This is a genomic window from Pseudoxanthomonas sp. G3 (assembly GCF_057654715.1).
In genome coordinates this window covers 808,151-826,428 of sequence record NZ_CM172805.1, presented here as the reverse complement: position 1 = coordinate 826,428, position 18,278 = coordinate 808,151, and the positions used below count along the sequence as shown (strand labels likewise).

General features: G+C 69.2%; 14 protein-coding genes. 1 reads left to right on the top strand and 13 read right to left on the bottom strand.

The window, feature by feature from the left end:
- Position 1: 1 nt before the first annotated feature.
- The 10 genes from AC23D6_RS03740 to AC23D6_RS03695 all read right to left on the bottom strand — a co-directional run bounded on the left by AC23D6_RS03740 (position 2) and on the right by AC23D6_RS03695 (position 8,607).
- Positions 2-826 carry a type II secretion system protein XpsN gene (locus AC23D6_RS03740; RefSeq protein WP_487751490.1) on the bottom strand — a complete coding sequence of 275 codons (825 nt, stop codon included), beginning with the start codon at positions 824-826 and terminating at the stop codon, positions 2-4.
- Entirely contained in the window at positions 816-1,433 is a 618-nt protein-coding gene (gene gspM, locus AC23D6_RS03735; RefSeq protein WP_487752561.1) for a type II secretion system protein GspM, read from the bottom strand. Before gspM ends, AC23D6_RS03740 begins: the two co-directional genes overlap by 11 nt.
- Entirely contained in the window at positions 1,417-2,559 is a 1,143-nt protein-coding gene (locus AC23D6_RS03730; protein WP_487751489.1) for a PilN domain-containing protein, read from the bottom strand. Before AC23D6_RS03730 ends, gspM begins: the two co-directional genes overlap by 17 nt.
- Positions 2,556-3,407: a type II secretion system minor pseudopilin gene (locus AC23D6_RS03725; RefSeq protein ID WP_487751488.1), complete on the bottom strand. Its 852-nt coding sequence runs from the start codon at positions 3,405-3,407 to the stop codon at positions 2,556-2,558. The genes AC23D6_RS03730 and AC23D6_RS03725 overlap by 4 nt, the downstream gene beginning before the upstream one ends.
- Positions 3,404-4,075, bottom strand: a complete 672-nt coding sequence (locus AC23D6_RS03720) for a prepilin-type N-terminal cleavage/methylation domain-containing protein (RefSeq protein WP_487751487.1) — start codon at positions 4,073-4,075, stop codon at positions 3,404-3,406. Before AC23D6_RS03720 ends, AC23D6_RS03725 begins: the two co-directional genes overlap by 4 nt.
- Complete coding sequence (gene xpsI / locus AC23D6_RS03715) at positions 4,072-4,503, bottom strand: type II secretion system protein XpsI (protein ID WP_487751486.1); 432 nt, start codon at positions 4,501-4,503, stop codon at positions 4,072-4,074. Before xpsI ends, AC23D6_RS03720 begins: the two co-directional genes overlap by 4 nt.
- Entirely contained in the window at positions 4,500-4,994 is a 495-nt protein-coding gene (gene xpsH, locus AC23D6_RS03710; RefSeq protein ID WP_487751485.1) for a type II secretion system protein XpsH, read from the bottom strand. The genes xpsI and xpsH overlap by 4 nt, the downstream gene beginning before the upstream one ends.
- Positions 4,995-5,012: 18 nt before the next feature.
- Positions 5,013-5,447 (bottom strand): type II secretion system major pseudopilin GspG, encoded by a 435-nt coding sequence (gene gspG / locus AC23D6_RS03705; protein WP_487751484.1) that lies wholly within the window; start codon positions 5,445-5,447, stop codon positions 5,013-5,015.
- Between the two features lie 22 nt (positions 5,448-5,469).
- A complete protein-coding gene (gene xpsF, locus AC23D6_RS03700) occupies positions 5,470-6,684 on the bottom strand; it encodes a type II secretion system protein XpsF (protein ID WP_487751483.1) in 1,215 nt (404 codons plus the stop codon).
- A gap of 123 nt (positions 6,685-6,807) precedes the next feature.
- Entirely contained in the window at positions 6,808-8,607 is a 1,800-nt protein-coding gene (locus tag AC23D6_RS03695) for a S8 family peptidase (protein ID WP_487751482.1), read from the bottom strand.
- 590 nt (positions 8,608-9,197) lie between these two features.
- Here AC23D6_RS03695 and AC23D6_RS03690 point away from each other — a divergent pair.
- Positions 9,198-14,012, top strand: coding sequence for an ESPR-type extended signal peptide-containing protein (locus tag AC23D6_RS03690; protein WP_487751481.1), 4,815 nt, complete (start codon positions 9,198-9,200; stop codon positions 14,010-14,012).
- Between the two features lie 45 nt (positions 14,013-14,057).
- Here the strand turns inward: AC23D6_RS03690 and AC23D6_RS03685 are convergent, their stop codons facing one another.
- The 3 genes from AC23D6_RS03685 to gspE form a co-directional block, all read right to left on the bottom strand.
- Positions 14,058-15,896 carry a family 43 glycosylhydrolase gene (locus AC23D6_RS03685; RefSeq protein WP_487751480.1) on the bottom strand — a complete coding sequence of 613 codons (1,839 nt, stop codon included), beginning with the start codon at positions 15,894-15,896 and terminating at the stop codon, positions 14,058-14,060.
- Between the two features lie 145 nt (positions 15,897-16,041).
- Positions 16,042-16,491, bottom strand: a complete 450-nt coding sequence (locus tag AC23D6_RS03680) for a hypothetical protein (RefSeq protein WP_487751479.1) — start codon at positions 16,489-16,491, stop codon at positions 16,042-16,044.
- Positions 16,492-16,493: 2 nt separating this feature from the next.
- Positions 16,494-18,206 (bottom strand): type II secretion system ATPase GspE, encoded by a 1,713-nt coding sequence (gene gspE / locus AC23D6_RS03675; protein ID WP_487751478.1) that lies wholly within the window; start codon positions 18,204-18,206, stop codon positions 16,494-16,496.
- Between the last annotated feature and the right edge of the window lie 72 nt (positions 18,207-18,278).

The window sequence follows — 18,278 nt, the reverse complement described above, 5'->3', positions numbered from 1 at the left end:
TCTACTGTGTCTTGCCGGGCGTTGCCGGCGGCGGATTGGGGTTGGCCTGCTGCTGACGCAGCTGCGCGCGGCGCTGTTCGATGCGCTGGCGGATCGCGTCCATCTGCTGCTCGGTCGTCGTGGCGGGCGCGCTGGGCGGCTGGGCCGTCGGACTCGCCACAGGTGCCGGAACGGGGCCGGCGGGCGGGGTAGAGGCCGGTGAGGGTACCGTCGGCATCACGGTCGCCCCCGCGTTCCCGCCGGTCGGTCGGGCCGCGGGCGGTACGCCCACCACCGCGGGTGCGGAGCCGCCCGCCGGCGGTGCCGCGATCGCCGTCGGTGGCTGGCCGCCGGCGCCGTTGAACACGCGCAGCTCCAACTCACGACGCCCTTCCGGACCCTCGAACACGGCGCGGCGCGGCGACAGTTCGGTGAGGTGCCAGCCCGGGAAGCCGTCCGGCGCGTCGCCCACCTTCACCCGCAGACCTTCGCCGCCTTGCGCGGGCTGGATGATCGCCAGTTTCAGCGCGGGGGTGATCAGCACGCTGCTCAGGACGAGATCGAAGGCCGGCGCCGCAGCTTCCTCGCCAGACAGGAAGAACGGCTTCGGCCGGCGGTCCTCGGAAAACAGCGGGCGCTCGCCGACTTCGGCGTATTGGGGCATGCCGCCCAGCCGCTCCGGCGGCGCGGGGGGCATCTTCGGCAGAGCCTGGACCAGCGAGGGGTCGGCGGGCAGCGGCGTGATGCGCCCGCCCAGGCCGAACACCGCCAGCCCCAGCACGAGCACCGACCAGCCGGCCACCGTAGCCAGGATCCACGTCCGCGCGGTCCAGGCGTCAGGGCGCATTAGTTGCCTCCTGCGGAGCCGCCGGGGCGGGCTTGAGATAGCCGTAGAGATCGAAGTTCACATCGAGCCCGCCGGCGCCGCTCTCGCTGGCCTGGAACGCGTAGCGCTGGGCCAGGATGTTGAGGTTCTCGACGAACAGCCGCGGACTGCCGGATTCGATCTGGTGCAACACGGAGGCGAGCTCCGGCGCGCCGCAGCGCAGGCGCACCTGCACCACGACGCGCGGGTACACCTCGCGTCCGGGCAGCGCCAGCGGCGACTGGTTGGCGATGGCGCAGCTGCGGTTGCCGGGGCTGGCCTGCTTGACGATGGCTTCCAGGCGCTGCACCAGGCCAGCGGTCGCCAGTTCCACCGTGGCCTCCGGCAGGAACCCCGGCCGCTGCGCTTGCTGCGCCAGGGCCGCGGCAAGTTCACGCTGCACCTGCGGCGCCTGCGCCAGTTGGGTACGGATACGCAGTTCGCGCTCGCGCAGCTCGCCGACGCGGGCGTTCACCTCCTGCATCGGCACCGTCCACCAGGGATGGACCAGTACGAAGTAGCCCAGCAGCAGCGCCGCCAGCAACAGCACGAGGGCCAGCGCGCGATCGCGGTCAGTCAAGGCCGGCACCATTCGGGCCTCCTGTCGCGCCGGCGTTGGCGGGTTCCTGCTTGCCCATCAGCTCTGCGGTCAGCGTGAAACGGTCCATGCGCGTGCGCGGATCCGGCTGCAGCGCGCCGCTCAGGGCGGGATTGCGCCACAGCTTCGAGCCCTGCAGCCGCGCGACCAGGCCGGAGGCTTCGGGGCTGAAGCCGATCAGCGTCAGCCGGTCGCCCTCGATCGAGAGCTTTTCCAGATAGGTGTTGTCAGGCAACCGCTGGGTCACGTCCGCCATGACCTCCAGCGCGGTGGGACGTCGCGCGCTCGTGGTGTTCAACGTGGTGATGCCTGCGACCAGGTCGACCAGCTGTTGCCGACTGGTCGCCACCCGGCGAGCCTCGTCGGCACGGCTTTCCACCTGGTCGGCGAAGGCGTCGGCAGCGGCGCGCCGGTTGTCCAGCACCAGCCACGCGCCCAGCACCAGGGCGACGAGCGCCACGGCGGCGAGCGCCAGATGCAGCCCGCGGTTCGGCGCCTGCCGGGCTGCGCGTGCGTTGTCCGGCAGCAGGTTCACGCCGACCGGCAGGCCCGCGGCGTCTTCGACATCGGCGCCGGCCAGCCCGGGCGCAAGCGCGCCCAGCTCGGCGAGTGCGGCTTCGAACGCCGGCTTGGGCACCACGGCGAGTTCGACATCCAGCTGCCCTTCCGCGCCCACGCCGACCACGCGCGCGTCGAAGCAGGCCTCCTGGGCGGTGAACGGCGTCTGCCGATCGAGTTCGAAGCGGACCACGTCGCGCAGGCGGTCCGCCGCGGCGGCAGGCAACGGCAGGCGGCGCCGGAGGGCCATGCCGCCCGGCACCAGCCACCAACGCGGCAACCCCGACAAGCGACTGCCCAGCACGGCGCCCAGTTCGACCGGCGTCACGGTCGAAGGCAGGCGCGCGAGTTCCCGACGCGTCGCGCCTTCCATCCAGCTCATGGCGATCTCGTCGCCCTGGCGCTGGAAGAACAGCCGCTCGCGGGTCAGGCCCAGCAGCACGCGCCAACGCGCGGGCAGGCAACTGGCCAGGGCCTGGCCCCACCAGGCCAGGAAGCTCTTCGGCCCCGGCCCCAGGCGTGCCCGGAACTGCTGCAAGGTGTCGCGTACGCCGCTCATTGTGGTGACGCTCCCTCCTCCCAGCGCAACAAGGTATAGGCCGATCCCGGTACGGGATTGGCGCCTGCGCGCACCACCGTCCTTAGTGACGCCTCGCGGCCATCGGTCAGCCGCGCACGGCTCTCGATACTATACGTGCCGCTGCCGGTGCCGACGAGTTGGGTGTCCCCGGTCACGCCCATGGCATTGCGTTGCGCCAGCCACGTGGCCGCATCCATGCCCATCGCCACCAGCACCGGCCCCTGCGCATATGTCGCATCCGGCTGGCCACGCCCCGAATACAGCGTGAGGAAGGGCGCCATCCGCGCGTATAACGCGGGCGTCATGCCCAGGACCTGTTCGACTTCGGCCACGGTTTCGAACGGAGCATCCTTCGCGCCATAGTCGCGGCCCTCCGAAGCGTAATCGTCATCCTCGGCGCCACCCGACGGCTGGCTGAGGTTGTCGGAATCGCGCCAGTCCACGATGGCACCGGCCAGCGCATCGCTGACGTCCGGCGCTTCGCCCAAGGCCTGCATGAGGCGCGACAGCAGGCCCGCGTCGGCTTGGTTGAGATCGACCTTGCCGGTTTCGTCGATGATGCGGACTTCGACCGCCTGGCCGTCGAAGCTCCACGCATACGGCCGGCCGTTGGGCTGCCAGTGTGTCTGCGGGTTGCGATCGGCCACGCGGACCAGGGCGTACTCCATGCCGGCGCGCGCCACTTCCTGCGCCACCGCGCCGCGACTTCCCACCTGCCCCTGCATCGCCTCCATCCGCGCCGTCAGGGCGAACGCACCGACCAGCGCGGTGAGCAAGGCCACCAGCCACAACACCAGCAGGAGCGCAGCGCCGCGTTGAGCCTTCATGGCAACACCGGATTCGAACCGCCCGGCAGCAGACCGCCACCTGCGCCGCCCTCGCTGCGCGCGAGCGTCACCACCAGGTCCGGCCAGCGTCCACCGCGGATGGCTTCCACTTCCACCCTCACCTGCAGCGGCAGCATCTCGGACGTTTCCCAACGGTCCTGCCAGGGACCCAGGCGGTTCTCTTCATCCAGCCCGCGGTAGCGGAAGCGGACCGCGCGCAGGCCGTCGGCGAGGCGCTCCGGACGCTGCATTTCCGCCCGCTGCTCGAGATCGTCCAGCGATGCATCGGGTTGCGCGACCGAGAACCCCACGAGCAGGCGACCGTCGCGATCGGCCACCACGTCGTGCAGGTACGGACCGCCGTGGCCGAGATAGTCCGGCAGGTCAGTCACGAAGCGCATGCGTTGTGGCGTGCCGATGAAACGCGCTTGGCGCAGCGTGCCGCGATCGGTGGCGAAGACGATGGGCTGCGCCGAGGTGAGTCGCGCGCGCAGGTAGCCATGCACAGCGCGCATGCGCTCGCTCGACTGCGCCATGTCTTCGCCGCGCGTCGCGACCGCTGTCGACGAGCGCAGCGTGGCGAAGGCCAACGCCAGGCCCGCCGCCATCAGCACCAGGGCAACGAGCACTTCGATCAGGGTGAAGCCTGCGGCCTGCCGTCGTGTCATGGAAGCGCCGTCTGGTTGATGTCGCGCGGCGCCAGGCGCAGCGTGTGCCATTCCAGCGATTGCCCACGCGCCGTGCCCCAGCGCATGACCAGGCGCACGTCGAGGAGTTGCGGCGCACTGGGATCGAGCTGCGCGCGTGCCGCCAGTGGATCGACGAACGGCGTCACGTCCAGGTGCCACTGGTAGCGGCCGCCTTCGAGCTCGCCATCGCGCTGGCCGGGCTGCAGCGGTTCGCCCGCACCCAGTTGCGCGAGCAGCGACTGCGCGTGCAGCGTGGCACGGCTGCTGTCGGCCGCGTGCCGCACCTGGCGCGCGGCGCCGGAGAGCGCGCCAAGGACCAACGTCAGCGCCAATGCCAACAGCGCGAACGCAACGAGGACTTCGAGCAGCGTGAAGCCGTGTTGGCGACGGCGGGAGAACCGACTCACGGCGCGGCCTCGACCGACTCGCGCGCGATCCGCACTTCACCGGTGAGCCAGGCCACGTCCACGCTCCATGCCGCACGTTCCGCGGCCAGCGTCACCCGTCCACCGGTCGCGCCACCGTCCGGGAAAAACAGGATGGCACCCTCACCCGCGCGCGCCTGCGCCTGCCGCGCCCCGGTGAAGCTCACCGACAGTCCGGGATGGATGCGACCCCGATGATCGCCCGCGGCTTCCCAGCGATGGCCGCGCGGATCGATGCGGAAACGCTGCGGCTCGCCGGTGGCGATCGCGCGTGCGCGGGTGTAGCGCAGCTGCGCGGCGATTTCCTTGGATTCGGCGCGCAGCCGGATGCCCTCCAGGCCGCCGGTGAATGCCATCGCCGCCAGCAGGGCCGCTGCCGCCATCAGCGCCAGCACCAGCAGCGTCTCCAACAGCGTGAAGCCCGTCAGCGAGGCACGCGTGGGGCGACGCGGCGGCGGGACGCGGGCGGCCATGGCGGCGGACGCGGACGCTTACTCGTTCTTGATGTCGGCGTTGACGCTGTCGCCGCCGGCCTTGCCATCGGCGCCCAGGCTGATCAGGTCGAAGCGCTGCGCTTCGCCGGGAATGCGGTATTCGATCGGATTCTTCCACGGATCCTGCAGCTCGCTTTCCTTCGCGTACGGGCCGAGCCAGCCGGTCGCGTTGCCCGGCTGGGTGACCAGGTCGGAAAGCTGCGCCGGGTAGCTGCCGGTGTCCAGCTGGTAGGTTTCGATCTTGCCGGAGAGCGTCTGCAGCTGCGACTGCGCCAGCTTCACCTTGCCGCTGTCCGCGCCGCCCATGACGCGGCTGCCGACGAGGACCAGGATGCCGCCGATCAGCACCAGAACGATGATGATCTCCAGCAGGCTGAAACCCTGCTGCGAGCGGGGGGAGCGGAAGACGGGATGGGGACGCGTGCGGGACATGGTCGCGGGCTCTCCGGTGTTCTCAGTTGATGGCGCCGGTCAGATCGTACAGGGGGACCAGCACGGCGATGATGACGACGCCCACCACCGCAGCCAGGATCAGGGTGATGGCGGGGACGAGGGCGGCCAGCATACGGTCCAGCACCTGAGCGGTTTCCTGCTCGAAGGTCTCGGCCGTCTTCAGCAACATGCTGTCCAGGGCGCCCGATTCCTCGCCTACCTGGATCATCTGCAGGGCCAGGCGGGGGAACCGCTTGCCCTTGCCCAGCGAGGACGACAGGCCATGCCCGTTCTTCACATCGTCGGCCGCGGCATCGACGTCCGCCGCCAGTGCGCGGTTACCCAGCACGTTGCGGGCGATGCCCAGCGCCGTCAGCAGCGGCACGCCGTTCTTCAGCAGCGTGCCGAGCGTGCGCGCCAGGCGGGCCGTCTCCAGGCGCGCCAGCAGCGGACCCGCCAGCGGACGCCCCAGCAGCCACGCATCGAGGCGGCCTCGGAATGCGGGGTCGCGGCGTCGACGGTCCAACCACAACACCGCCAGCGCCGGCACGGCGAGCAGCACGAACCAGAAATCGCGAACGAAACTGCCGATCCACAGCACGCCGCGGGTGAACCACGGTAGCGTCACGTCCAGGCTTTCGTACATCACCGCGAACTGCGGCACCACATAGCCGAGTAGGAACAGCAGCGCCAGGCCCACGACCACCAGCAGGATCGCGGGGTAGACCAGCGCATTGATAACGCGCCCCTTCAATGCCCGGCTGCGCTCCAGGTAATCGCCCAGGCGCTGCAGCGTATCGTGCAGGCTGCCGCCAGCTTCGCCGGCGCGCACCATGTTGACGTACAGCCGGGAAAAGAGACCGTGCTGGCGTTCCAGCGCCGTCGACAGCGGTGCGCCGCTGCGCACGCCGTCGCGGATGTCGGTGATGACCCGGCGCGCCTTCTCGTCTTCGGGCAGGTCCAACAGGATGCCCAGCGCGCGGTCGAGCGGCTGACCCGCGCTCAACAGCGTGGCTAGTTGCTGGGTGAACTGCACCAGCCGGTCGCCGGCGAAGGCGTTCGGACGCCACAGCTGGCTCCAGCTGCGCCCTACGCCGCCTACCGCCGGCGCGGCTTCGACCGGCAGGTGGCCCTGTTCCTGCAGGCGCGCCACCACCTCGGCGTCGCTGGCGGCTTCCATCTGGCCTTCCAGCATCTCGCCATGCGCGTTGAGGGCCTTGTAGCGGTAAAGCGGCATGCAGGACAGGCGACGGAGAATGCGCCAACTTACCGCATTCGCCGGGCCAGCGTCATGCGCACTGCCGCACGGAAACGGACGGCCCCGGTTTCCCCGGGGCCGCTGTACCTTGTCACCCGGTCCTCAAGGTGATGTGAAGCTGCCCCGCACGCTGACGTTGGCAAACTTCGTCTTGCCCACCAGCGACACGTAGTACGTGCCCGCTTGCGGGGTCGCGATGTTGATCACCTCGTTGTTCCCCGGACGCGCAGAGCGCAGGTCGTAGTTCGTCGCGGTCGCGGCGCTGCCGAACTTCACGTACACGTCGGCGTTGCCGGTACCACCGAAACTGATGAAGGACAGGTTCGTCGCACCCGCCGGTACGACCAGGGCGTACTGAACCACCGCATCCTTCGCCCCCGTGTTGCCGCCGACGGCCACGTTGTTGGTCAGCACGGTGGCCGTCGGCGGTTCGCCACCACCGATGACCGCCTGCACCGCCGCCGCCGCGTTGACGATACCCGCCCCGATGGGTCGGTTCCCGGGGGGCGCCACGGGGAACGGGCGCGCGGTCGACTTCAATGTAGCCAGCACCTGCGCCGGGGTCAGCGGCGTTTCCGCGACGCTCTGCATCAGCGCCACGACAGCCGCCACGTGCGGTGCCGACATCGACGTGCCGCCCATGCCGAAGTAGGTCTCGGTGGTCGGCACCGTGGTGCCCGCGTTGCCGGTCGACCAGACGTAGCCGCCGGGATTGCCATCCACGCCACCGCCGCCGCCCGGCGCCGAGATGTCGATCCGGTTGCCGTAGTTGGAGTACGACGCGATCCCACCGGTGATGCGCGTGGCGGCCACCGTGATCACGCCGGTGCAGTTGCCGGGCGAGTAGCCGCTGACATTGCCCGCATCGTTGCCGGCCGCCACCACCACGGTGCTGCCATTGGCGATGGCGATGTTGAACGCGTTCTGCTCCACCGCACTGCACGCGCCGGAACCGCCTAGGCTGAGATTGATCACTTCGGCGGGATTCGCATTGGCCGGCACACCGGCCACCGTGCCGCCGGACGCCCAGATCACGGCATCGGAGATGTCCGAGGTGTAACCACCGCAGCGGCCGAGCACGCGCGCGGGCACGACCTTTGCGTTGAACGCGCCGCCGGCCATGCCTTTCGCGTTGTTTGTCACTTCGGCGACCGTGCCGGCCACGTGCGTGCCGTGCCAACTGCTGTCCTGCACCGGCGAGCCGGTGTAGCACTCGCCCGCCACAGGATTCCAGTCGCCTTCGTCGCTCGGGTTCGCGTCGCGCCCGTCGCCGTCGCGCGAGACGAACGTGTCGCTGATGAAGTCGTAGCCGGGCAGGATGTTCGCATCGAGGTCGCTGTGCGTCGTGATGCCGGTGTCCAGCACCGCCACCACCACGCCCGCGCCGGTCGCACTATCCCAGGCCGCCGGCAGGTTGATGCCACCCACCGGATCCTTGAAATGCCACTGATACTGGTTGTAGTAGGTATCGTTGGGCACCAGGCGCGCGTAGCGGCGCGCGTCCACCTCGACGAACTCGACGTCCGGATCCGTGGCCAGCTGGCGAAGCAGGCTTTCCGCTTCCACGCGATCGAGCTTGCGCGAGGTCTGCACCAGTTCGGCGCCGATGCCGAGGCGACGCAACTTGGCAGCGCTCACTGCCCGGCCGTTCGCGGGACCCAGCGCGGCGCGCGACACCGCGCCCAGGAGTGAGCGCTGCAACGTGGCGCTACTGGCGCGCGCGGTGCTGCCATCGCGGTACTTCACGATGAAACGATCATAGGTTTCGCCATCGCGAAGGCCTGCTGTACTGACATCGCCTGCTGAAGCCGTGCCGGCAGCGGCCCCAAGCACCAGTACTGCGCCAAGCGCAGCGACGAGGGGACGACGACGCGAATTGCGGTAAGAGGAATTTGAATTCACTTGACCTGCTCCATGTCTACAAGAATGAACGAACGGGTTAACCCATTTACGACGTGTCTACTCAACGACTTGCGACTTCCCTTTCAAGCGGATCGTGCGCGTACCCCTGTTTACCTGCCACGACACTCTTCACGCGACGCATACACGCTCTGCACATCACTTACACATGGCGTTAACGCCTTGTTTTCAGCGGTTCCGTCGCGTTTTGTCGAACGTAGCAAACTCCTCGCAAATTGCACAACGCGGCTGTAGTGTTCGATCACACGGAGCTGTTGGATGTCATCTCGGGATGAGGGGATGGGGAATGCGGGACTCTTTCGCTGACGCGAAATCTTGTTTCACGGAAACACTTGCACGTCTCTTCGCGCGGCATCGCCGCGACGTTTCTCCCGCGCAGACAGCGGCGCATGCGCGTCCGCCTATCCATTCCTGCGCGCCCTTCGTTCTCATTGCTTCGTGCGCCGCGGCGACGCGTCTTCCCCGTCGCGTGCCGTGCCGTGTTTGCCTGACGTAGTCCGCCTTGACCCCCATGCCATGCGGGCACGGGTGCTGTCGTATTCCCCCGAAAACACAGATGAAGGACGTGATCCATGAACAGGATTTACAGCAAGGTGTGGAACCCCTCTCTCGGCGCGCTGGTGGTGGCCTCCGAGTTCGCGCGTCGTGCGCATGGCGTGATGTCGTCCGGTGCGCGCGTGCGTGCGCGACTGGGCGTCGCGCTGCTCGCGTCGGCCCTGCTGGCAGGCATGCCGCTCGCGCATGCAGGGTCCAATGACAAGCAGAAAGGCCCGCCTCAGAACGACAAGCCGCAGATCGGAACGGGACCCGCCTACTGTGTGGATGCGCGCGGGAATCCGATCAAGGACGGCCGCCCTGGCGAGAACGCGGTGTCGTGCGGCGACGGGGTCGACGCCTCGGGACGCCATGCGGTGGCCTTGGGCTACAAGAGCATCGCCAACAAGAGCGGTGCCACCGCAGTAGGCGGTCTTGCCGAAGCCACCGGCGTGCAGGCCACGGCGGTGGGATACGACAGCAGTGCCAGCGCGCAGGGCGCGACCGCGCTGGGCAGCCAGAGCACTGCGAGCGGCCAGAACGCGACGTCCGTGGGCACGCAGGCGAACGCGGCGGCCGCAGGCGCAACGGCCGTCGGCACGGGCAGCCAGACGACAGGCGCCTATGCGGGTGCCTTCGGCAGCGCCTCGAATGCATCGGGCGCGCAGGCACTGGCGGCGGGCCACACCAGCAGCGCGACCGGCATCGCCACGGTGGCGATCGGCGGTTTCGCGAACGCATCGGGCGCGTTCGACAGCGCGCTCGGCTATGGTGCCGAAGCCAGTGGCGGCGACAGCACCGCGCTGGGTTCCGGGTCGCTCGCTACGGGCTACAACAGCGTGGCGGTGGGCGCATCGCTGCTCGGCTTCCTGCCCACCGAGGCCTCGGGTGATTTCTCCACGGCCGTCGGTGGCGGCGCCTGGGCGGCGGGCACCAATGCCAGCGCATTCGGCAACCTCGCATCCGCCATCGCGGACAACAGCATCGCGCTAGGTGGTGATTCGGTGGCCGACCGCGAAGATTCCGTTTCCGTCGGCAGCGCCGGCAACGAACGGCAGATCACCAACGTGGCCGCGGGCACCGAGGGCACCGATGCGGTGAACCTGGACCAGCTCAACGCGGTGGCCGACGCGTCCGCGAACGCCACGCGCTACTTCAAGGCCAATGGCGCCGGCGACGGCACGGACGACGCGGTCGCGACCGGCGATTACGCCACGGCCTCCGGCTCCGCGGCGCTGGCGGAAGGCGTGGGCGCGACGGCGACCGGCTCGGGCGCCTTCGCTTTGGCGGACGGCGCAACCGCCACCGGCTTCAACGCCACGGCCACCGGCGTCAACAGCGTGGCGAACGGGACGAATGCGCAAGCGGCGGGCGATGGCGCCGTGGCCATCGGCGGGCAACGGCTGGTGCTCGACGAGAACGGCGATCCGGTGCTCGATGAAGACGGAAATCCCGTGTATGCCAGCACCGAAGCCACGGCCGAGGACGCCACCGCGATCGGTGCCGGCGCGGTCGCGGGTGAAGCCGGCGCGAGCGCGCTCGGCGCGGGTGCGAATGCTTCGGGCGCTTACTCGTCCGCGCTGGGCACCGAGGCCAGCGCATCGGGTATCCAGTCCACGGCCATCGGTTTCCGCAGCGATGCCTCCGATGATGCGGCCACGGCGGTCGGCAGCTACAGCACCGCCTCGAACTTCGGTGCGGCCGCCTTCGGATATGGCGCGGAAGCCAGCGGCAACAGCGCCACCGCGCTGGGCTTCGGTGCCGTCGCCAGCAACTGGGATGCCACCGCGTTGGGTTCGAATTCGATCGCCAGTGGCGACAACAGCGTGGCCGTCGGTGGCGCGTTCTTCGGCCTGATCCCGACCGAAGCCTCGGGCGACTATTCGGTCGCCGTCGGTGGCGGCGCGTACACGCCGGGCTTCAACGCGGTCGCGTTGGGCAACCTGGCCACGGCCGAAGCCGACAACAGCGTGGCCATCGGCGGCGATTCGATCGCCGATCGCGAAGACACCGTCTCCGTCGGTAGCGCCGGCAACGAACGCCAGATCACCAACGTCGCGGCCGGCACCGAAGGCACCGATGCGGTCAATCTGGACCAGTTGAATGCCGTCGCCGAGGCGGCGGAAGACGCGACCCGCTACTTCAAGGCCAATGGCGAGGGCGACGGCAGCGACGACGCGGTCGCCAGTGGCGATTACGCCACGGCCTCCGGTTCGGCCGCGTTGGCGGAAGGCATCGGTGCGACCGCGACCGGCTCGGGCGCCTTCGCGCTCGCCGACGGCGCGACCGCGACCGGCTTCAACGCCACCGCGACGGGCAGCAACAGCGTGGCCAATGGCAGCAGTGCCGAAGCGAGCGGCGAATCCAGCACCGCCATCGGCGGCCAGGTCGACGCCTTCGACGCCGACGGCAATCCGATCACCGTCAACACGGTCGCCTCCGGCCTGGGCGCGACGGCCGTCGGCTCCGGCAGCCTGGCGTCGGGCCTCGGCAGCGCGGCGTTCGGCGTGTTGAGCGAAGCCAGCGGCGAAGCCAGTGCCGCGTTCGGCTATGGCAGTACCGCGACGGGTGCGTACGCGTCGAGCTTCGGCCATGCCAGCGGCGCGACCGGCGACTACAGCGTCGCGGTCGGCGGTCCGGCGGACTTGATCCCGGGCTTCGGCCTCCTCGTGTACACGCAAGCCAGCGGCCTCAGTGCCGCAGCCTTCGGCTCCGGTGCGATCGCGGCCGGCGACTACAGCCTCGCCGCGGGCAGCCTGGCCGAGGCTTCGGGTCTGGAAAGCACCGCGGCGGGCTTCTTTTCCTACGCCCCCGGCGACTACGCCACCGCGCTGGGTGCCGAATCGTGGGCCAGCGGTGATAACAGCACCGCGGTCGGCTTCTACAGCACGGCGTGGGGCGACAACAGCGTGGCGTTGGGTGCCAATTCCACCGCCGACCGCGACAACACGGTCTCGGTGGGCGACGTGGGCAGTGAGCGGCAGATCACGAACGTCGCCGCCGGCACCGAGGGCACCGATGCGGTGAATCTGGACCAGCTCAATGCCGTCGCCGAAGCGTCCGGGAACGCCACGCGCTACTTCAAGGCCAACGGCGCGGGCGACGGCAGCGACGATGCGGTCGCGACCGGCGACTACGCCACGGCCTCGGGTTCGGCCGCATTGGCGGAAGGCATCGGCGCGACCGCGACCGGCTCGGGTGCCTTCGCCCTGGCGGACGGCGCGACGGCGACCGGCTTCAATGCCACCGCGACGGGCGCGAACAGCGTGGCCAACGGCACCGGCGCGCAAGCCGACGGTGCGGGCGCCGTCGCCATCGGCGGACAGCGCCAGTTGCTCGACGAGAACGGCGATCCGCTGCTGGATGAGGACGGCAACCCGGCCTATGCCAGCACCGAAGCCACGGCGGACGACGCCACGGCCGTCGGTGCCGGTGCCGTCGCAGGTGAAGTGGGTGCAAGCGCCGTCGGTGCAGGCGCGAACGCATCCGGTGCCTATGCCTCCGCGTTGGGCACCGAAGCCAGCGCATCGGGCGTCCAGGCCACCGCGGTCGGCTTCCGCAGCGACGCCTCCGAGAATGCGGCCACCGCCGTAGGCGGTTACAGCAGCGCGTCCGCCTTCGGTGCGGCGGCGTTCGGTTATGGCGCCGAAGCATCGCAGGAGAGCGCGACGGCGCTGGGCTTTGGCGCAGTGGCGAGCAACTACGACGCGACCGCGCTGGGATCGAATGCGGTGGCCAGCGGCGACAACAGCGTGGCCGTCGGCGGTGCGTTCTTCGGCTTCGTGCCGACCGAAGCGTCGGGCGATTACTCCGTCGCCGTCGGCGGCGGCGCCTACACGCCCGGCTTCAATGCCGTCGCCCTCGGCAATCTGGCCACGGCGGAAGCCGACAACAGTGTGGCCATCGGCGGCGACTCCGTCGCCGATCGCGAGGACACCGTCTCCGTCGGCAGCGTCGGCAGCGAACGCCAGATCACCAACGTCGCCGCCGGCACGGTCGCCACCGATGCCGTCAACCTGTCGCAGCTGAGTTCCGTGGCCAGCGCTTTGGGTGGCGGCGCCGGCTTTTCGGGCGGCATCTTCATCGCGCCCAGCTACACGATCCAGGGCACGTCCTACAACAACGTAGGCGCCGCGTTCACCGCGGTCGATGCGAAGCTCAACCAGTTGTTCGGCATGTACGACGAGTTGAGCGTCAATGCTGCCGCCACCTCCGCCACCTCCGCCAGCGGCACGGCGCCCACGCAGGGAAGCCAGGCGCGCGCGACGGATGCCAGTGAGACGGCATCTACCGGGAGTGCCTCGTCGGGCGGCACCGGCAGTGGATCCGCACGTGGCACGGCGACCGGCGCGAGCACCACCGGCGATGGCGCGGTCGCCAGCAGCCAACCGGCCGTGACCGCATCGGCCGATCCCGCCGACGCACCTGCGGCAGCGGCCGCGTACGCCGATGCCGGCGATGTCGCCACGCTGGAGAGCGCGCGCAGCTACACCGATGCCTCATCGGCCGATACGTTGGCCAGCGCGAAGGCCTACGCCGATTTCCAGGTCAAGGCGCTGGAGGACGACTTCAACGCCTTCCGCGGCGACGTCAACCGCCGGTTCTCTGAACAGGACCGCCGTCTCGACAGGATGGGGGCGATGAGCTCGGCCATGCTCAACATGGCGATCAACGCGGCCGGAAGCCGCAGTCCGCGCGGACGCATCGCCGTGGGTGCAGGCTGGCAGAACGGTGAGAACGCCCTGTCGCTCGGCTACTCGAAGCCGATCGGCGAGCGCGCATCGTTCAGTATCGGCGGTGCGTTCAGCGGCGACGAGAAGTCGGCTGGCGTAGGCTTCGGTATCGATCTGTAACCCGCAGCGGGGTCCGGCATCGGGCCGGACCCCGCATCTGTTCCCTCAGGGAATGGCGACCGTCGGACTGAGTGCGGACACGCCGTTCTCGTCGAACGCCTCCACGGCGACGTGATACCCCACGCCGCGACTGAGCGCGCGCAGCTCGAGTTGCGCAGGCTGGTCGGCGAAGACCTGGTAGGTCGAGTTCAGGCGATCGGCGGCGATGCCCCAGCGCACGTTGTAACCCACGGCGCCCTTGACCGGCTGCCACCGCACGAAGGCGTTGCGCGGATCCGCATCGCGTCGTGCCGTTACCTGGCGGGGCGCCTTCGGCGCGGGACCGTCCGCGTTGCCGAACACGCGCAGGTCGCTGATGGCCAAGTGCGCCGCGCCGACATGCCCGTGCACGTAACGTACATGGCGCGTACGCACCGGCACCGGCAGTTCGAGATAGGCATTGGGCCGATCGCGGCGCGGGGCCGGGGTGGACGCCAGGGGTTGCCAGCGCCGCCCGTCCAGCGAGTGTTCCAGAACGAACTCGGTATAGATGTCATCGGCGTCCCCGAAACGTCCGGAGTCGTAGTCGCCGAAGTTGACCTGCACCGCACGCACGGTCTTCAACGCGCCCAGATCCACGGTCAGCGTCTGGCCCGCCGCGGCGGTGCCGGCGACCCACAGCGTGCGCGGGTTCTCGTCGGTGACGTTGCCGGCATCGAAGCCGTCCCGCGTGCTGGAGGCCGATGCGCGCTTGCGGTAGGACAGCAGCATCCAGCCGGTGAACAGCGCCTCCGGATCCGCGTTCGGTCCGCCCGGCACGTAATGCGGGAAATCGCCGAAGCGCGTGCTGACCGACATCTGGCCGTCGCCACTGAAGGCCGCGGGGAACATGGCGATGCGGCGTTCGAATGTCCAGTTGCGGCCCAGCCACGGCGTGCCGGTGTTCCACCAGTTGCCGTGCACGTCCTGAAAGGTGGAACCGTGGCCTGCGCCCTGTACGAAACCACCGGGCTTGTAGCCCACCGGGTTGTACGGCGCGTACGTGAAGGGGCCGAGCGGACTGTCGCCGACGTACGTGCCGGTCGCGTAGGCGTTGTGCTCGGTGCCGGGCGCGCCGTACTGCAGGTAGTAGCGGCCACCCACCTTCGTCATCCACGCCCCTTCCATGAAGTTGCCCACCGGCTTGCCGTCCGCATAGAACGCGCCGCGATGGTCCTGGCCGAAGCGTTCCCAGCCGTGCTGGTCCGGGTCCAGTGCCAGCAATGCGCGCGGCGTGCCGAGGTAACGCATGCCCTTCGCCATGTCGAGTTCGATGCCGTACAGCGGGAACGTATCCGACGAACCCCAGTAGAGATACCAGCGTCCGTCGTCGTCCTTGAAGAAGGCGGGGTCCCACGGACCGGGCGGGATCTTGTCCGGCTGCGGATCGCCGTTGCGCCACCCCTTCAGGCCCACATCGCGTCCCGGCGCGACCGCATTCGGCAGTTCCGGCAGCATGCGGGTGAGGAAGTCGAAACGGCCCTTCGCCGGATCGCGCGACACCAGCACCGCGCCCGGCGTGAACAGCGAACGCATGACCAGCAGGCGATCGCCATCGGAAATCACGGCCGGCGCCACCATGCTGTCGAACGGCCACCGGCTGGGCGAGATGAACGTCCAGTCCACCAGATCGGTGGAACGCCAATAGCCATCGGCCAGCGTCTGGAACAGGTAGTACGCGTCGCCGTGACGGACCACCGCCGGATCGGCGCCGGTGCGATACGACACGCCCCGGCTCTCCTGTTCGAAGTTGTAGCGGTAGTCGATATCGATGGGATTGGCATAGGTGCGGCCTTCCGCCCCGTGCACACCGCCCGCCATCGCCAGCCACGTGACCGCCAGCCCCGCCGCCATGATCCTGCGCATCGACACCCCGCTCATGTAAGCGTTTACATCAGCGTAGTTTTCCTTACCGCCGCCCCGGCGGAAAGCCGCAGTGCAGCGAAGATCCCCAGAACGGCGAAGGCCCGGCATGCGCCGGGCCTTCCTGAGCAAATACGGGTGGGACGGATCAGTCGCAGCTCATGCGCCCGTTCGGCAACACCCGCGGGTTGCCCATCGCGAACGCGGTGATCGGCCGTTCCCACATCTCGAACGAGGACACGCCCGGCGTGACGCCGCAGGTACTGGCGTACTCGAAGCGCTCGCCATCGGTGGAGACGTAGAGGTCGAACTTGATCGCCTCCGGCAGCCCGCTGGAGACCATCAGCGTGGTCTGCGTGGCGTCGCCGCTGCGGGTGCCGCGCAGGTTGCCGCTGCCCGCGCCCGCCGGCGCCCAGGAGGCCACCTTGCCATCGACGACCTCCACCTGCAGCGCCAGCACCGGCGAACCGCTGCCGATCGCGAAACCCTGCGGCAGTTCAGCGCGCGCGAGCGTGCGCGGTGCCTTGTCCTTCGCCGCGGCCGGCAACACCGCCAGCACGGCCGCCATCAGGCACGCCTGCATCCAGGTCTTCGCCATGCTCAACCCTCCTCGGTGACGCGCAGCACTTCCTCGATCGTGGTCTCGCCGGCCAGCGCCTTCGCGATGCCGTCCTCGTACATCGTGCGCATGCCCGCCCCGCGTGCGAGCTGCTCGATCTCGCCCATGCCGGCATGACGCATCACCGCACGGCGGATCTCGTCGTTCATGACCAGGAATTCCATGATCGTCGTGCGGCCAAGATAACCCGTCGGCGCGATGGCCGAGGCGCGGGGCCGGAAGAGGAAGATCTCGCCCGCCGGCTGGAACCGGCGCAGGCCGAACTTCTCGATCTCCTCCGGCGACGCCGGATAGCGCTCGGCGCTGGACAACTCCAGCCGGCGCACCAGGCGCTGGGCGAGGATGCCGTTGACCGTGGAAGTCAGCAGGTAATCCTCAACACCCATGTCGAGCAGGCGGGTGATGCCACCGGACGCGTTGTTGGTGTGCAGCGTGGACAGCACCAGGTGGCCGGTCAGCGCGGACTGGATCGCGATGCGCGCGGTTTCCAGGTCGCGCATTTCGCCGATCATGATGATGTCCGGGTCCTGGCGCACGATGCTGCGCAGCGCGCTGGCGAAATCCAGCCCGATCTGCGGCTTGGCCTGGATCTGGTTGATACCTTCGATCTGATATTCGACCGGATCCTCGACGGTGATGATCTTCACGTCACTGGTGTTGAGCTTGCTCAGCGCGGTGTACAGCGTGGTCGTCTTGCCCGAACCGGTGGGGCCGGTGACCAGCAGGATGCCGTGCGGCTGCTCCAGCACTTTCTGAAACTGCGGGAGGAAGGCGTCGGTGAAGCCCAGTCGCTTGAAATCGAAGACCACGGTCTCACGGTCGAGCAGGCGCATCACTACGCTCTCGCCGTGCGCAGTGGGCACGGTGGACACGCGCAGATCCAGCTCCTTGCCCTGCACACGCAGCATGATGCGGCCGTCCTGCGGCAGGCGGCGCTCGGCGATGTTGAGCTTGGCCATGATCTTCACGCGGCTGATCACCGCCGCGGTGAGGTTGGCGGGCGGGCTCTCGCCCTCTTCCAGCACGCCGTCGATGCGATAGCGCACCTTCAAGCGGTTCTCGAACGGCTCGATGTGGATGTCCGACGCGCGCAGCTCGACGGCGCGCTGGATCACCAGGTTGACCAAGCGGATGACCGGCGCCTCGGACGCGAGGTCGCGCAGGTGCTCGACATCGTCCAGATCGGCGGTAGTCTCGCCATCCGCGTTCTCGACGATGGCGCCCATCGCGCTACGGCCCTGGCCGTAGTAGCGCTCGACCAGGTCGTCGATTTCGGACCGCAATGCGACCCGCGGCCTCACCGTACGGCCGGTGGCCAGACGCAATGCGTCGAGCACGTACGCATCCTGCGGATCGGCCATCAGCGCGTCCACATGGAACTCGCCCTCGCCCACCGGGCACACATGGAACTGCTTCATGAAGCGCTGCGAGAGCACCACCGATTCCGGCGGCGCATCCGGCGCGTCCTTGGCGCTGACCAACGGCAGATCGAGCACCTCGGCCGTCGTCTCGGCATAGTCGCGCTCGGAGACCAGCCCCAGGCGCGACAGCAGCGCGAGCAGGCTGCCGCCGGTCTCTTCCTGCAACCGGCGAGCCCGCGCGAGATCGGTTTCCTTCAGCCTTCCGCGCGCAAGCAGCGCGGCGACGATGCGCTCGTCGGCGGAAAGCGAGGGGTCGGACACGACTGCGTTCACGGAAACCTCCTGGACGCACCGACTTTATCAGGTGGCGCGTCCGACCGGCGTGGCCCGCGTCGCCGCGAGCCG

Bases quoted from the DNA above. Each gene is read 5' to 3' on its own strand.
- AC23D6_RS03740 (WP_487751490.1), bottom strand. From the start codon at position 826: ATGCGCCCTGACGCCTGGACCGCGCGGACGTGGATCCTGGCTACGGTG.
- AC23D6_RS03730 (WP_487751489.1), bottom strand. From the start codon at position 2,559: ATGAGCGGCGTACGCGACACCTTGCAGCAGTTCCGGGCACGCCTGGGG.
- AC23D6_RS03725 (WP_487751488.1), bottom strand. From the start codon at position 3,407: ATGAAGGCTCAACGCGGCGCTGCGCTCCTGCTGGTGTTGTGGCTGGTG.
- AC23D6_RS03720 (WP_487751487.1), bottom strand. From the start codon at position 4,075: ATGACACGACGGCAGGCCGCAGGCTTCACCCTGATCGAAGTGCTCGTT.
- xpsH (WP_487751485.1), bottom strand. From the start codon at position 4,994: ATGGCCGCCCGCGTCCCGCCGCCGCGTCGCCCCACGCGTGCCTCGCTG.
- gspG (WP_487751484.1), bottom strand. From the start codon at position 5,447: ATGTCCCGCACGCGTCCCCATCCCGTCTTCCGCTCCCCCCGCTCGCAG.
- xpsF (WP_487751483.1), bottom strand. From the start codon at position 6,684: ATGCCGCTTTACCGCTACAAGGCCCTCAACGCGCATGGCGAGATGCTG.
- AC23D6_RS03690 (WP_487751481.1), top strand. From the start codon at position 9,198: ATGAACAGGATTTACAGCAAGGTGTGGAACCCCTCTCTCGGCGCGCTG.
- AC23D6_RS03685 (WP_487751480.1), bottom strand. From the start codon at position 15,896: ATGCGCAGGATCATGGCGGCGGGGCTGGCGGTCACGTGGCTGGCGATG.
- AC23D6_RS03680 (WP_487751479.1), bottom strand. From the start codon at position 16,491: ATGGCGAAGACCTGGATGCAGGCGTGCCTGATGGCGGCCGTGCTGGCG.